Source organism: Salmonella sp. GDC200615 (assembly GCF_050574145.1).
Lineage (GTDB): Bacteria > Pseudomonadota > Gammaproteobacteria > Enterobacterales > Enterobacteriaceae > Salmonella > Salmonella enterica.
In genome coordinates this window covers 4093595-4107494 of sequence record NZ_CP192247.1, presented here as the reverse complement: position 1 = coordinate 4107494, position 13900 = coordinate 4093595, and the positions used below count along the sequence as shown (strand labels likewise).

The following is a 13900-nucleotide window of genomic DNA, read 5'->3' as shown; positions in this document are numbered from 1 at the left end:
AGGAATGAAAGTAAATCTGCCAGCGTTTGAACGTGCAGGCGTCATGGTTGTGGGTGATGTAATGCTGGATCGCTATTGGTATGGCCCCACTTGCCGTATTTCACCGGAAGCGCCGGTGCCCGTGGTTAAGGTAAATACCGTTGAGGAACGTCCGGGCGGCGCGGCGAACGTGGCGATGAACATTGCGTCTCTGGGAGCGAACGCCCGTCTGGTCGGCCTGACGGGTATTGATGACGCCGCGCGCGCGCTGAGCAAAACGTTGGCGGAGGTCAATGTGAAGTGCGACTTCGTTTCTGTGCCGACGCATCCGACAATTACTAAACTGCGCGTGCTATCACGTAATCAGCAGCTCATTCGTCTTGATTTTGAAGAAGGCTTTGAGGGGGTGGACCCGCAGCCGTTGCATGAGCGTATCAACCAGGCGCTGGGATCGATCGGCGCGCTGGTGTTGTCCGATTATGCCAAAGGCGCTCTGACCAGCGTGCAGACTATGATTTCCCTGGCGCGCCAGGCGGGCGTGCCGGTGCTCATCGATCCGAAAGGAACGGATTTTGAACGTTACCGCGGCGCCACGCTGCTGACGCCAAACCTTTCTGAATTCGAGGCGGTCGCGGGGAAATGTAAAAGCGAAGACGAACTGGTTGAACGCGGCATGAAGCTCATTGCCGATTACGACCTTTCCGCGCTGTTGGTCACGCGTTCCGAACAGGGAATGACGCTGCTGCAACCGAATAAAGCGCCGCTACATATGCCGACGCAGGCGCAGGAAGTTTATGATGTTACCGGTGCGGGCGATACGGTGATCGGCGTGCTGGCGGCGACGCTGGCGGCGGGAAATACCCTGGAAGAGGCGTGTTATTTCGCCAATGCGGCGGCGGGCGTAGTGGTAGGTAAACTCGGGACGTCAACGGTTTCCCCTATTGAGCTGGAAAACGCAGTGCGCGGACGCGCGGATACCGGCTTCGGCGTTATGACCGAAGAGGAGTTGAGACAGGCCGTCGCCAGCGCGCGTAAGCGTGGCGAGAAAGTGGTCATGACCAACGGCGTTTTCGATATTCTGCACGCGGGCCACGTCTCTTATCTGGCGAACGCGCGCAAACTGGGCGACCGCCTGATTGTTGCGGTCAATAGTGACGCCTCGACTAAACGTCTGAAAGGCGACAGCCGTCCGGTTAATCCGCTCGAACAGCGTATGATCGTGCTGGGCGCGCTGGAGTCGGTCGACTGGGTTGTCTCTTTTGAAGAGGATACGCCGCAACGACTGATTGCCGGTATTCTGCCGGATCTGCTGGTAAAAGGCGGCGACTATAAGCCGGAAGAGATCGCGGGCAGCGAAGAGGTCTGGGCCAACGGCGGCGAAGTCATGGTGCTGAACTTCGAAGATGGTTGTTCCACGACCAATATCATCAAAAAGATCCAGACCGAGAGCGAGAAGTAAAACCGCGTCATCAGGCGTTACAGACGCTGCGGGCGCTGATTTTGAAGGTGCGTCGGACATTTTGTTTCGACGCGTATCTCGCGGTTGACGCTGCTTTTTTTTCGACCTAAAGTAAAGGAATAAGGGTGAGAGGGGATCTCTCCCCCCTCTGATTGGCTGTTAGTAAGCTGGGAAACTTATCAGTAACAGAACAATCAGTATGATGACCTGGTGCATCATAACCCTTTCCTTATTACAGCCCCTTCCTCGGGAGGGGCTTTCCCGTTTCAGCCCCTTGCTGACATCGCGATTGTTGGTGAGTGGCCTGTCTGGCGCAAGGGCTTTATCCCGCCGATTTTGCGTTACTGGATCGCCCACGCAAAATGGCCTGCTGGTCATAACGCTTTGTACAGACAAGGTGGAAAAAAGATAAAAAAATCCCCGGCCTTATGGCCAGGGACAGGAGATATAGCGGGGAGTTATTGCTCTTTTACCGTTGCTTCGCGATTAATCTCATCCGTTGCCGATGAAACCAACGGCGTGGTCAGCGCCTTTAGCGAGCCGCCAGCGATGCCAATCTCGTTTAACAGCGAATCGATCAGCGGTGCCTGGGTACGATAGGTGAGCGCGGCAGATAACGCTTGTTCCGCCAGGTTTCCCCCGTTAGCGCCGCCAGCGGCGACGTCGCCCGCCGTCGCGCCGCGATTGAGGCCATCGACCTGAATAATCTTAATGCCGTCGATGGATTTCATCGGTTCAACAGACTTCTCAATAACAGCAGGCAACGATTGTAAGAGCGCTAGTTTAAATTTGAGGCTGGTTTGTTCGTCAGATAGTACGTTGATAGCGTCATTCAGCGCCCGTTGCGCTTCGGCTTCCGCCAGACCTTTTTTACGCGTTGCTTCCGCCAGTTCGATGATGGCGGCGGCTTGCAATTCTGCCGCTTCTTTCTCTGCTTTTGCCCGAACGGTCAGTTCGACCGCTTTGGTTTCCGCATCCTGCGCCGCGGCGATCAGAGCGACCTGCTTGGCGCGATCCGCTTCGGCGGTCTGGCGGGTGGTTTCTACGTTTTGCTGGGCGCGAACCGCATCGGCCAGCGCGTCGTTGGCGCGCGCTTCTGCTTGTGATTGCTGCTCGGATTTGGCGGCAATGGCGATAGATTTCGTCTGGTTGGCGATTTCTGTCACCTGTTGCTGTTCGATCTCTTTAATACGTACTTCACGCTCGGCCTCAACTTTCCTGGACCGTACTGCTTGCTCACGTTCGATCTCCGTCTCCTGGATCTGCCGCTCAGCAAGAATGCGCGTCTGTTCTGCTTCACGATGGCGCTCGGCCTCAAAAGCGGCAATTTTAGCGTTTTGTTCGGCGGTGCGGGTTTTAACCTGTTGCTTCTGCTCCAGAGTCATAAAGGCTTCTTGTTGCTCGATTTCCAGCTTGCGCTCAAGCGCGTCGCGGTTCTTTTCGCGCACCGCCACTTCCACATCCTGTTCCACTTCATTACGTTCACGACGGCGGCGTTCGGTTTCCTGCGTCAGTTTCGTCAGACCTTCGGCATCAAAGGCATTGTTTGGATTGAAATGCTCTTTGGACGTTTGGTTAAAGTTGGTTAATGAGACACTTTCCAGCTCCAGGCAGTTTTTCGACAAATCTTCCGCAACGGTGTTTTGTACTCCCTGAACGAAGTTTTCACGCGTATCCTGTAGCTCATGCATCGTCATCTGGGCCGCGGTAGCGCGTAAGGCGTCAACGAATTTATCCTCAACCAGCATACGAAGATCTTCCGGCGACAGCGTTCGCTGGCCAAGCGTTTGTGCGGCGGTGGCAATACCTTCAACAGAGGGTTTTACACGTACGAAGAAAGCAACGACCACGTCAACGCGCATACGATCTTTGGTGATCAGGCTGTCGACGGTAGCACGGCTGACTTCAAGTTTTAGGGTATTCATATTGATCGGAATAATTTCGTGAAAGATTGGCATCACAATAGCGCCGCCGCTCATCACCACTTTTTGCCCGCCAAGCCCGGTACGGACAAACGCCTGTTCCGCAGATGAGCGGCGATAGAGGCGAGCAAAAATGATCCCGATAATTAGTAAGACGATAACCGCAACGATGGCGGTAAACATCCATGATGGCAATATGCCAAAAACATCATCCATTATGTAAGTTCCTCTCAATTAAACATAGAAGGTACGCTCAGCCAAATAACGCGTTGCGGAAAGTCGGCAGACAATCAGCACCTTGTCCCCTTTTTTAAATTCTTTTCCCTTTTCGGGTTCCAGCAGTAAATAGTGAATCTGGCCGAACTTATCGGTAAATTTTCCTTCGCAAGGTGTACCGGCGACGGCGGCGTGGCCGGTAATAATCGCCATGCCGCCGATAAATTCCTCTTCCCGGAGGGCGGAGCTTTCATCTCTGGGTAGCCAGGGCGCGAGGATTTTTCCGCTGTAATGCACGGCAAAGACCGACAGGACAATGCTCAACGGGACCAGCAGCAGATTGCTGAGCGGCGCTTGCCAGAGCATGATCCCGCCATGCTGGATGAGGATACCGAAGAGGCCGAAATAACCGGCCAATAGACAGAGGACGACCAGGGCGGGAACGCGTCCAATATTCAGATAATGAAGCGCCTGGCCCGCAGGGCCGGATGACAGGGCGTCATAATGATCGAGATGGGCGTCGAGCGCGCCTGAAAGAAAGTGGCCAAAAATCAGCGAAATCATCTCCAGCACGCCGATAAAGAAAACGAACGCGATGGCAAACAGATAGGGGCTGTTATACTCCGCAAATAAGGTCATATTTTCTATCCTTGTCGCCGCCTTCAGAAGGATGTTCGCGTGATAATTTTCATGCTTGTTATTTCATTGCGTTACAATATCATGTGACCCATATCTCCTTAAGTCCGAAAAGCGATTTATCCGTCGTTATCTTTGGTGAATATTGTGATTTTGCGCATTAAATTTGCGCACGTTATGTATAAAACCGCCGTACATATAGGGAAATACTGAAATTAGAAAAAGCATATAGCCTTAACAGAATTCAATAACTGGAGGGTATGCTGATGAACAACAATAACGTCTATTCACTAAATAATTTTGATTTTCTGGCGCGCAGTTTTGCCAGAATGCAGGCGGAGGGGCGTCCTGTTGATATCCAGGCGGTAACCGGCAATATGGACGAGGAGCATCGCGACTGGTTTTGCAAGCGTTACGCGCTTTACTGCCAGCAGGCGACTCAGGCGAAAAGGTTAGAATTAGAACACTAATGCAGGCTCCCTTATACAGGCGCAGGACATTATTCAGATCTTATATGAGCGGGCCGTCAGGCCCGTTCACGTTTTTACTCTTGTGGATCGACTGGCGGGATGGCGGGCGCAGGTTTTACTTCTTCAGGCTTGTCGCGAGCTTCCAGTTCGCTGAGGCGTTGCTCCAGCAGCGCCAGTTTTTCCCGGGTGCGCAGCAAGACCTGAGTCTGGACATCAAACTCTTCGCGGCTCACTAGATCGAGACGCGTCAGCTGAGATTGCAGCGTTTGACGGATTTTTTTCTCGATATCTTCCCCGAACTCGCGAATACCTTTCGGCATTGACTCATGAACCTGGCGTGCGATTTGCTCAATTTTTTTCGGGTCAATCATTGTGGTTTCCCTGAACTGGTAAGTGTTAGCTCTTATTGTAGTGCGATATGTGGACGCCATAAACCAGAATTGTGTGACGTCATACGGAGTAAAGGCGTTGATGAAGGTAATCAATAGTGTTATAGTTAACCCGCTTATTCTCAGGGCGGGGCGAAATTCCCCACCGGCGGTAAATCAGCGATGTTTAACGCATTTCTCATCACGGCGCGCCGTGACGGAACGCGGAGAGCAGGTTGAAAGCCCGCGAGCGCTTTTTGCCATAGCGAAAAGGTCAGCAGATCCGGTGTAATTCCGGGGCCGACGGTTAAAGTCCGGATGGGAGAGGGTAACGATCCAGTCGGGCATGGACCCGCTCACGTTATTTTTTTGCCGCTTGTCGGCACTCCTAAGACTGCCCTGATTCTGGTAACCATAATGTTAATGAGGTTTTTTTACCATGAATCAGACGCTACTTTCCTCTTTTGGTACGCCTTTTGAACGTGTTGAACTTGCACTGGATGCGCTGCGTGAAGGACGCGGTGTGATGGTGCTTGATGATGAAGATCGTGAAAACGAAGGCGATATGATTTTCCCCGCAGAGACGATGACCGTAGAACAGATGGCGTTAACCATTCGTCACGGTAGCGGTATTGTTTGCCTGTGTATTACTGAAGATCGTCGTAAGCAGCTCGACTTGCCAATGATGGTGGAAAACAACACCAGCGCCTACGGCACCGGTTTTACCGTGACCATTGAAGCCGCAGAAGGCGTGACCACCGGCGTTTCCGCCGCTGACCGTGTCACTACGGTGCGTGCGGCAATTAAGGATGGCGCAAAACCGTCCGATCTTAACCGTCCGGGGCACGTTTTCCCACTGCGCGCTCAGGCGGGCGGCGTGCTGACGCGCGGGGGTCATACGGAGGCGACCATCGATCTGATGACGCTGGCCGGTTTTAAACCTGCAGGTGTACTGTGCGAGTTGACTAACGACGATGGGACGATGGCGCGCGCGCCGGAGTGTATCGCGTTTGCAGGCCAGCATAATATGGCGGTAGTCACGATTGAAGATCTGGTGGCTTACCGCCAGGCGCATGAGCGCAAAGCCAGCTGATCGAACGGATCATGGTTGAAAAAAGCCGATGAGATGTCATCGGCTTTTTTGTATTCCTTCGGTGCCATATTGTTCAGTTTCAAAGAACGACGAATAAGCTGAATGGTAAAATTATTGTGAGAAAAGCAGAGGCCTGAATGCAGACCTCTGCTTTGGTTTATCTATTCAGGTTATTTGCCTCTGGCCAGTTTCAATGCCCAGGCGCCGCTCATCACCAGCAGCAGAATCAGGCACAACCCAAAGGCCAACATACATGCCTGCGCCATGTTCATAAAGTGCCAGGGCGGAAGCAGATACCAGCCTTCGGACTGCTGGTAGAGATCGACAAACCACTGCTGTACGCTACTGAGCGTTACGCCATCAGGGACGATAGGCGCGTCATAACCGCAGTCTCCGGTAGGTTTAAACCACTCCGGTGCCCATTCCGCCAACGGTAAGTTGAAAGGAAAGGTCGGGTCAGTCGAACATCCTTGCACGCCAAAAAGTGAATCGGGGTCCGCATTATGTACCGCATGATGGATACCATTAAGCTTAATAGAAAACTTAATGCCCATAATGCTGCCATAAAACGCCGCGATGCAGCCAATCAGCTTCAGCACGATATTTTTGGGATTTATCGCCGCAATCACCCCGCCAATTACCATCACAAACATCGCGTAACGAATGTAAACACACTGTTCGCACGGCGCCATGTAGAGATAGATTTGGAAGAACGAGTGCGCCAGGATAATTAACCCTCCCATCGCGATGGCCATTAACAGCCACAGAAAGCGCTGTTCCTGCCATCTCACCAGCGTATCTACTGGTCTTGCGCGTAGGTCTCGCCATAATCCCTTAATAAAATCCATAATCGTTTCCCTGCTTATTTTTTAGTGGCCAGTTCCCGAACGAGTTCAGCCATAGAATCGATGGATTTGATGTTTTTGGTATAGATAAGGTACTTGCCGTTGACGACGTAAGCCGGAACACCCTGAATTTTGGCAACGTCATAGGCGGCTTTCCATTTTTCCAGAGTCTCCTGAACGGCAGGATCTTTCAGCGCCGCTTCAAAATCAGCCTGGCTCATGCCTGCGGCGTCCAGCCCGGTTTTAATAAATGCCGCCGGATCTTTCCCATCTGACCAGCGCTCTTTCTTATCATGGTAAGCCGCATACCAGGCGAACTTCGCTTTTTTGAATTGTGATTTAGCATCAAATAACGAAATCCCGGCAGCTTTATCTTTGGCGATCAGGACTGCAAATACTTCGCTGGCCTGTTTGCCATATTCGCCTTTTGTTTCCAGGTGGAACGGAGTGAACGTAACGAGATCGGCTACTTTATCAGAAACCGGACCTGTTACGGCTTTGTCATATTTGTAGCAGAAAGGGCAGGCGTAGCTAAATACCTTAATCAGCGTTTTATCCGCATTAGGAATCGGTTTCTCCAGAACCATATAATCTGTGCCCTCGGTAAAAGCCGATGCCGCAAAAGGAGTGACCAATGCCGCGGTTAATACTACGCTTTTAAATAAAGAGGTAATCCATTTAGATGACATATTAATTCCTTCCCGTTATTTATTTAAACATTTGCGTTGGATGAACCAGTAATGCACGATAGTGAGTCTGGTTGGGTTTATCCGACAGCACATCAATTTCAACTTTCACTTCTTTCGTTTTATAGTCAATCTCATTCAGTTTGCCGACTGTGGGTTTACCAACGTCGAACAGGTTAATAGAACCGCCAAAGCCGAACATGGTGTCGCGGTCTTTTTGATATTCAACAACCGAGGTAATAGGACTATAGAAATCATATCCACGTTCTTTACCGTATTCCCAAACTTGTTGTACGGTGCCTTTCTTCTCATCGATCTTATATTCGACAAAACGGGAATATTTCATGGTCGGTAGAGCCGGTTGCTCCAGGCCGCGACCATCGCCGTTATCAAAGACCGTTAACGTGCCTTTGCTGGAAAGCCATGCCGTATGTTGGGTATAGGTGAAATCGAAATCGGTGTCCTTACACTTGCCGTTTTCGTCACAGGTCAACGGCTTACCATGATCGTCTACCGGTTTCAGCAATTTACTGGCTAGCTGCTTATTCCAGCCTTTAGACGGTGCCAGTATCCATTTCACCTGCTTATCGCGACCAATTTTTACAATACCCTGATGGCGGGAAGAAAGGATGATGGAGTCGTCTTTCGCGTCATAAGCGATAGAGTTGACGTGCGCCCAGTTACGACCGGCACCAACGCCAAGCGCATCGCCATACGGCGTATCCGGTTCGAGTTTCGCCTGCTGTCCGGCATGGGCCAGATCGACGTTCACGCATACTGCGCCCGCATCCAGCGCGCCGAGCAGCGCATCACGCATAGGGTCGAGGATTTTGGTTAAATCCCAAACGTCTACTACGCGGCCAGACTTATCAACCTCAATGATTTGGTCACGAATCGTATGAACATGTATGCCGTCTTCTTTGCGGTAATCGCGTTTGCCGACGCGCAGCAGTACGGTGCCGTTCACGGTTTCGATGGATTCATGAGACGCATCCAGGAACCCGCGCGGCAGTTTGTGATCGGCAAGAATTTGCCCCATCATGTCAAACTCGTACCAGTGTTGGCCCTGCACCGCGGTAAAGGTGCCGCGAGGCGTTTCACGAATACCCATCAGGTAGCCGCGTTTGTTGATATTCATATCGTGGCCGTCGTAGAAGGTATCTTGATCCAGCCACCAGCGGTATTCACCCTGGGTGTCAACCACAAACGTATAAGGGGCGATATCGAAAGGCAAAGCACCGCCCGCCGGACCGTCATCAAGAATACCCGCATTTTTATCTTTTTCGCCGTGCCAGTGAAATTCAGCGCCCTGCGGCGTAAAGGTATGGGTATTTACCAGATAAAGGCGATCTTCAAATCCTGGCGCGACTTTAATAACTTTCGTTTGCTGAAGATCTGAAATAGAACGGTTATCCATATAATGGTTGACGATGGCGGACGTCTGCACCACATAGTCATCCTTCATGGCTTTGCCGTTTTCTTTATATTCTACCGTGACGTTGTTGGCAAATTTCTGATAAAGGCCAAAAATAGGAATACCGTCATAGGTTTCTAAAGACTCTTTCCCAACGGTATAAGTAACAGGAACGCCTTTTTCCCCTTTGCCATGTACAGTAACTTTAACGTCTGAAATAATATGGCTATCTAATTCCACCAGCGCGGTGAGAGGGGCATTTCCGTAAGGATCGACAACGACTGCGCCTAATTTCCCTGCGGGCTGTGCCGGTTGAAAACCTGCGGCAAACGTACTGGCTGCGGTGAGTCCGCATGTCAGTGCGACGGCGCCGGCAAGTATTGTTTTCCGGTATTGGTCAAACATGGATATATCTCCTTATATACAACTTCTAAATATAATACTTCTGAATATACTATGTTTTTATGAATAATAAATGAGGTAAATGATTGGTCTTTAAATATAAGTCATGATGCTGTTACTTATTTTAAAGTATATTCTGTATCAATATTTTTTAATTGCCTGAGTGAGTCGATAGTAGGAGTGTGATATTTTAAGAACAATATAAATTAGTACGAAGTGTGATCTTATCGACATTGTTTTCTGCTTAATACCTCTTTCATTATTGTGTTTCACCACTGATTTATATGATCAAAATCATTTATTTGTTCCACAAATATGCCAGTATATGAATACGTCAAAATAAGGGTATGTAAAATTTTAACGTTAAATGTTTAGTGATGTTAAATTTTAAGGGTAAAAAGGATGTTTATTGCCTGGTATTGGATAATATTAATCGTTCTGGTGGTAGTAGGGTATATTTGCCATATGAAGCGTTATTGCAGAGCGTTTCGGCAGGACAGAGATGCATTACTTGAAGCGCGAACGAAACGTTTTCGCCAGACGAGCGAAGGCGACAGCGTGATGAATGAGCAGAAATAGCGCATATCCTTGACGGGCAGCCGGATGTTGCTTGGCTAAAGGCCTGCATCCGGCGCGACGTTTCTCTTAACCGATACCTATCGTCTGCAAAATGACGAGACTGAGCCCCATGATGGACATACCGCAAAGCACGCCATAGCTGGGGTTATTGTTAGGATCGATCTCTTTTGCCAGCGGCATCAGTTCATCGACGGAGAGCGCCACCATAATGCCGGCGACTGCCGCCATGATAGCCGCCATAACGATCGGTGAAACCAGGCTGCCCAAAATCAGCCACGCCAGTACGCCGCCAAGAATTTCCGCCATGCCGGAGATACCGGCCCAAAAAATCGCGGTACGTTTTGAGCCCGTCGCGGCATAAACCGGGCCGGCAACCGCCAGACCTTCAGGAATATTGTGCAACGCCACCGCCAGTGCGATGCCGAAACCCAGTTCAAGATTGCTGCTGGCAGTGACAAAGGTGGCGATCCCTTCCGGAAAGTTGTGCAGGCTAATGCCGAGCGTCAATAAAATCGCAGTGCGTTTTATCGAGCCGGGAAGCGGCTGCTGTCTTTTTTGCACCAGATCCTGCGGATGAGCGTGAGGAAGCAGGCGGTCCAGCCCGAAGTAGCCCAACAGGCCGATAATAAACATTCCGTAGCCCAGTACAGGCGACATCCCCTCGGTATCAAGCGCGGCGGGCAGCATCTCCATCAGCGAGATAAGCAGCATGATCCCTGCGGCGAAGCCCAGCGAAAAAGCCAGCACGCGGTTAGACGGTTTTTGGCCGAGAACGCCAAGAAACGCGCCAATAAAGGTGGCGGCGCCCGCCAGTAAGGTCAGAATAAGTGGTACTGACATCCATTACTCCTTATCAATTTGCCGTCCGAACCTGACCTTCAAAATAACTGATGATCTTCATCATAGTTATCTGAGTTCTTCCTCTGTGAAGAAAGCGTATGGTGATGTTAACAAAATGTCTTTCCTGTAAGGATAACATCATGTCTTTAACGTGTATGCCAGCATTGTTTTTTGGGCATGGCAGCCCGATGAACGTGCTGGACGATAATGATTATACCCGCGCCTGGCGGCGATTGGGGGAAGCCCTGCCGCGACCACAGGCGATAGTGGTGGTGTCGGCGCATTGGTATACCCGCGGGACGGGCGTCACAGCGATGGAAAGGCCGCAAACTCTCCATGATTTTGGCGGTTTTCCGCAGGCGCTGTATGACACGCATTATCCGGCCCCTGGATCGCCTGCGCTGGCGCAGCGTCTGGTTGAACTGTTGGCTCCCGTTCCCGTCGCGCTCGATAAAGAAGCGTGGGGATTTGATCACGGCTCCTGGGGCGTATTGATCAAGATGTATCCGAATGCGGATATCCCGATGGTGCAGCTTAGTGTTGATAGTACCAAACCGGCGGCATGGCATTTTGAGGTGGGCCGTAAACTGGCGACGCTGCGTGACGAAGGCGTGATGCTGGTGGCCAGCGGGAATGTGGTTCATAACCTGCGGACTGTGCGTTGGCACGGTGACAATATACCGTATCCCTGGGCGGCGTCATTTAATGACTTTGTGAAAGCCAATCTGACGTGGCAGGGGCCGGTAGAACAGCACCCGCTGGTGAATTATCTGCAACATGAAGGGGGGGCCTTATCGAACCCGACGCCGGAGCACTTTTTACCTTTGCTGTATGTACTTGGCGCCTGGGACGGCAAGGAACCTATCACCATCCCGGTCGACGGTATTGAGATGGGCAGTATAAGTATGTTGTCGGTGCAGATGGGGTAGGCCGGATAAGGCGCTGAATGATTGCCCGATGGCGCTACGCGCATCGGGCTTACAGGAGAATCTATCCTTCGACAAAAATATGCGGATAGAAGCGGGAGAGATCCTGGGTGATCAGCGCCCGATCTTCACGGATACCAATTCCGGCGGGCTGATCGTTAATCAGCCAGCTACCAATCAGGGTGTAACTGTCGCCGAATTTTGGCAGCGGATAGAACTGTTGCACGATCATACCCTCTTCGCCATACGGGCCTTCCACGGATTCGATCGTTTTACCGTTCTCAATAATCGATACGTTCGCCCCTTCGCGGGAGAAGATCGGTTTCACGACATATTTATCCATTGGCGGATGTTCGTCTTCGGCGAAATACGCAGGCAACAGATTCGGATGGTCAGGGAACATCTCCCACAACAGTGGCAACAACGCTTTATTGGAGATAATGCTTTTCCAGGCCGGTTCCAGCCAGCGCACGCCGGCATCTTCCAGCTTGGTGGAAAACATCTCGCGCAGCATAAATTCCCACGGATAGAGCTTGAACAGGTTCGCAATGACCTGATCCTGCAGATCCGTAAATTGGCCTTTTTCCCCCAGACCAATATCGTCGATATAGAGAAATTCGGTGGCGATTTCCGCTTCGGCCGCGCAGTCCTGTAAATACTGAATGGTGCCGCGATCCTCAACCGTATCGCGACAGCAGGTGAGATGCAGCAACTGAAAACCGTACTGCTCGCGAAGTTCAGCAAAGCGTTCAATCAGTTTTTCCTGCAGGCTATTAAACTGATCGCTGCCTTCCGGCAGATTGCCCGCGTTGATCTGATCTTCCAGCCAAATCCACTGAAAAAACGCCGCTTCATACAGCGATGTTGGCGTGTCGGCATTATTTTCGAGCAGCTTAGGCTCGCCGATGCCGTCCCAGGCCAAATCGAGGCGGGAATAGAGCGACGGTTGTTGCGTTTGCCAGGACTGGCGAACAAAACCCCAGGTATGTTTTGGAATACGAAACTTCGTCATCAGCTCATCGCTGGCGATGACGCGTTCTACTACCTTGAGGCACATCTGGTGCAGCTCGGCGGTAACGTCTTCCAGTTTTTCCACCTGGGCGAGCGTTAACTTGTAATAAGCGTCTTCACACCAGTACGGTTCACCATACATAGTGTGAAAATTAAACCCGTATTCAGTCGCTTTATCGCGCCAGTCCGGGCGCTCGGTAATACTGACTCTTTCCATGCGTATCAGCCGCCCATCGAACGTGTTGAAGTACCGGCAGCGCTACGCTGCATGGTGCTCTGTTTGGCGACGGATTCGCCAAAACCGCCGCGGGTAACGGTTGTTGTGGTGGCAGGTTTCGGCGCCATCGCGGTTTTCGGTACGGTCATTGTCCGGCCCGGTTGCGCCGCGCCGTAGTTTTTACCTGCCGCATCGGTATATTTGCCGTATGCAGGGCTGGCCGGGTTTTTCGAGCTAAACAGCGGCTGTTGCGCAAAGCCTGCGCCGCCGCCCATCAGACGCCCCATCATGTAACCTGCCATAAGCGGCATCCAGAAACTGCCGCTGGATTGTTGGGCCTGCGCCTGATTTTCCGGCGCCATGCCAGCCTGTGCGGGCGCTTGCTGGTACTGACCTTCGCCAAACTCAGCGACGCAATCTTCGCGTGTAGCGTACTTAGGCGCAGTACGTTCGGCCTCTTTCAGCGCATTGTTATACGCGGTTGTACACTCCGCGCTTTTGCCCGGATTCGCCGCTGAACAGTCATCAGCGTTTTGATACAGCGATACGGTTTCATCGCTTTTTTCACAGCCAGCCAGCATAAAAACAGCCGTAACCGCCAGGGCGACCGGCGTTAAATGCCGCGCGCTCCAGCTTTTGCGAAATGATGCGTGATGGATGGATTTTGTCCGTTTCATATTTGTCTTCCAGGACCCTGTGGTAAATACAACATGCGTTCAGAATAGAGGATGACTGGTCGAAATTGAAGCGAGAAAAGGCGAGAATGCGGCGGAATAGCAGGATCTTTACGTTGTCTTACGTTCAGGCGCGGCTTTATGACAGGTAGCGCCGCGCTTA

Annotated in this window: 15 protein-coding genes and 1 riboswitch; of the genes, 5 read left to right on the top strand and 10 right to left on the bottom strand. The window is 51.5% G+C overall.

Features of this window, described 5'->3' with window-relative positions:
• Positions 1–4 precede the first annotated feature (4 nt).
• Positions 5–1438 (top strand): bifunctional D-glycero-beta-D-manno-heptose-7-phosphate kinase/D-glycero-beta-D-manno-heptose 1-phosphate adenylyltransferase HldE, encoded by a 1434-nt coding sequence (gene hldE, locus ACQ29O_RS19900; RefSeq protein WP_000867680.1) that lies wholly within the window; start codon positions 5–7, stop codon positions 1436–1438.
• Between the two features lie 159 nt (positions 1439–1597).
• On the opposite strand, the gene ACQ29O_RS19895 is transcribed toward hldE, so the two are convergent.
• From ACQ29O_RS19895 to ACQ29O_RS19885, 3 genes are all read right to left on the bottom strand, one after another.
• Positions 1598–1657, bottom strand: a complete 60-nt coding sequence (locus ACQ29O_RS19895) for a type I toxin-antitoxin system Ibs family toxin (RefSeq protein ID WP_192936148.1) — start codon at positions 1655–1657, stop codon at positions 1598–1600.
• Positions 1658–1896: 239 nt separating this feature from the next.
• Complete coding sequence (locus ACQ29O_RS19890; protein WP_000342895.1) at positions 1897–3576, bottom strand: flotillin family protein; 1680 nt, start codon at positions 3574–3576, stop codon at positions 1897–1899.
• Positions 3577–3594: 18 nt separating this feature from the next.
• Positions 3595–4215 (bottom strand): OB-fold-containig protein, encoded by a 621-nt coding sequence (locus ACQ29O_RS19885; protein ID WP_000171739.1) that lies wholly within the window; start codon positions 4213–4215, stop codon positions 3595–3597.
• 257 nt (positions 4216–4472) lie between these two features.
• Between ACQ29O_RS19885 and glgS the strand changes: the two genes are divergently transcribed.
• Positions 4473–4682 carry a cell surface composition regulator GlgS gene (glgS, locus tag ACQ29O_RS19880; RefSeq protein ID WP_000928927.1) on the top strand — a complete coding sequence of 70 codons (210 nt, stop codon included), beginning with the start codon at positions 4473–4475 and terminating at the stop codon, positions 4680–4682.
• 74 nt (positions 4683–4756) lie between these two features.
• Here the strand turns inward: glgS and ubiK are convergent, their stop codons facing one another.
• Entirely contained in the window at positions 4757–5053 is a 297-nt protein-coding gene (ubiK, locus tag ACQ29O_RS19875) for a ubiquinone biosynthesis accessory factor UbiK (protein ID WP_000566824.1), read from the bottom strand.
• Positions 5054–5185: 132 nt separating this feature from the next.
• Positions 5186–5384: riboswitch (FMN riboswitch) on the top strand.
• 105 nt (positions 5385–5489) lie between these two features.
• Here ubiK and ribB point away from each other — a divergent pair.
• Complete coding sequence (gene ribB / locus ACQ29O_RS19870; RefSeq protein ID WP_001076978.1) at positions 5490–6143, top strand: 3,4-dihydroxy-2-butanone-4-phosphate synthase; 654 nt, start codon at positions 5490–5492, stop codon at positions 6141–6143.
• Between the two features lie 170 nt (positions 6144–6313).
• Here ribB and dsbI read toward each other — a convergent pair whose 3' ends face one another.
• The 3 genes from dsbI to ACQ29O_RS19855 are packed head-to-tail and all read right to left on the bottom strand — an operon-like array spanning position 6314 to position 9493.
• Positions 6314–6991, bottom strand: coding sequence for a protein-disulfide oxidoreductase DsbI (dsbI, locus tag ACQ29O_RS19865; RefSeq protein WP_000345576.1), 678 nt, complete (start codon positions 6989–6991; stop codon positions 6314–6316).
• A gap of 14 nt (positions 6992–7005) precedes the next feature.
• A complete protein-coding gene (locus tag ACQ29O_RS19860) occupies positions 7006–7677 on the bottom strand; it encodes a thiol:disulfide interchange protein DsbA/DsbL (protein WP_000096230.1) in 672 nt (223 codons plus the stop codon).
• Positions 7678–7696: 19 nt separating this feature from the next.
• The gene (locus ACQ29O_RS19855; protein WP_000460263.1) at positions 7697–9493 is read right to left on the bottom strand and encodes an aryl-sulfate sulfotransferase; all 1797 of its coding nucleotides are present in this window, start codon (positions 9491–9493) and stop codon (positions 7697–7699) included.
• A gap of 399 nt (positions 9494–9892) precedes the next feature.
• Here ACQ29O_RS19855 and ACQ29O_RS19850 point away from each other — a divergent pair, with 399 nt between their 5' ends.
• Positions 9893–10069: a hypothetical protein gene (locus ACQ29O_RS19850; protein WP_000469259.1), complete on the top strand. Its 177-nt coding sequence runs from the start codon at positions 9893–9895 to the stop codon at positions 10067–10069.
• A gap of 66 nt (positions 10070–10135) precedes the next feature.
• Here ACQ29O_RS19850 and zupT read toward each other — a convergent pair whose 3' ends face one another.
• Positions 10136–10909: a zinc transporter ZupT gene (gene zupT, locus ACQ29O_RS19845; protein WP_000115874.1), complete on the bottom strand. Its 774-nt coding sequence runs from the start codon at positions 10907–10909 to the stop codon at positions 10136–10138.
• A 140-nt stretch (positions 10910–11049) separates the two neighbouring features.
• Between zupT and ygiD the strand changes: the two genes are divergently transcribed.
• The gene (gene ygiD / locus ACQ29O_RS19840) at positions 11050–11838 is read left to right on the top strand and encodes a 4,5-DOPA dioxygenase extradiol (protein ID WP_020976779.1); all 789 of its coding nucleotides are present in this window, start codon (positions 11050–11052) and stop codon (positions 11836–11838) included.
• Between the two features lie 61 nt (positions 11839–11899).
• Here ygiD and ACQ29O_RS19835 read toward each other — a convergent pair whose 3' ends face one another.
• Together ACQ29O_RS19835 and ACQ29O_RS19830 are read right to left on the bottom strand one after the other, a co-directional pair.
• Complete coding sequence (locus tag ACQ29O_RS19835; RefSeq protein WP_000442833.1) at positions 11900–13063, bottom strand: glutathionylspermidine synthase family protein; 1164 nt, start codon at positions 13061–13063, stop codon at positions 11900–11902.
• A gap of 5 nt (positions 13064–13068) precedes the next feature.
• On the bottom strand, positions 13069–13740 hold the full coding sequence (locus ACQ29O_RS19830; RefSeq protein WP_020937183.1) for a DUF1190 family protein: 672 nt from the start codon (positions 13738–13740) through the stop codon (positions 13069–13071).
• Positions 13741–13900 lie beyond the last annotated feature (160 nt).

What these genes read in the sequence shown, in the direction of transcription:
- hldE (WP_000867680.1), top strand. Translation starts at nt 5, where the DNA reads ATGAAAGTAAATCTGCCAGCGTTTGAACGTGCAGGCGTCATGGTTGTG.
- ACQ29O_RS19890 (WP_000342895.1), bottom strand. Translation starts at nt 3,576, where the DNA reads ATGGATGATGTTTTTGGCATATTGCCATCATGGATGTTTACCGCCATC.
- ACQ29O_RS19885 (WP_000171739.1), bottom strand. Translation starts at nt 4,215, where the DNA reads ATGACCTTATTTGCGGAGTATAACAGCCCCTATCTGTTTGCCATCGCG.
- glgS (WP_000928927.1), top strand. Translation starts at nt 4,473, where the DNA reads ATGCTGATGAACAACAATAACGTCTATTCACTAAATAATTTTGATTTT.
- ubiK (WP_000566824.1), bottom strand. Translation starts at nt 5,053, where the DNA reads ATGATTGACCCGAAAAAAATTGAGCAAATCGCACGCCAGGTTCATGAG.
- ribB (WP_001076978.1), top strand. Translation starts at nt 5,490, where the DNA reads ATGAATCAGACGCTACTTTCCTCTTTTGGTACGCCTTTTGAACGTGTT.
- dsbI (WP_000345576.1), bottom strand. Translation starts at nt 6,991, where the DNA reads ATGGATTTTATTAAGGGATTATGGCGAGACCTACGCGCAAGACCAGTA.
- ACQ29O_RS19860 (WP_000096230.1), bottom strand. Translation starts at nt 7,677, where the DNA reads ATGTCATCTAAATGGATTACCTCTTTATTTAAAAGCGTAGTATTAACC.
- ACQ29O_RS19855 (WP_000460263.1), bottom strand. Translation starts at nt 9,493, where the DNA reads ATGTTTGACCAATACCGGAAAACAATACTTGCCGGCGCCGTCGCACTG.
- ACQ29O_RS19850 (WP_000469259.1), top strand. Translation starts at nt 9,893, where the DNA reads ATGTTTATTGCCTGGTATTGGATAATATTAATCGTTCTGGTGGTAGTA.
- zupT (WP_000115874.1), bottom strand. Translation starts at nt 10,909, where the DNA reads ATGTCAGTACCACTTATTCTGACCTTACTGGCGGGCGCCGCCACCTTT.
- ygiD (WP_020976779.1), top strand. Translation starts at nt 11,050, where the DNA reads ATGTCTTTAACGTGTATGCCAGCATTGTTTTTTGGGCATGGCAGCCCG.
- ACQ29O_RS19835 (WP_000442833.1), bottom strand. Translation starts at nt 13,063, where the DNA reads ATGGAAAGAGTCAGTATTACCGAGCGCCCGGACTGGCGCGATAAAGCG.
- ACQ29O_RS19830 (WP_020937183.1), bottom strand. Translation starts at nt 13,740, where the DNA reads ATGAAACGGACAAAATCCATCCATCACGCATCATTTCGCAAAAGCTGG.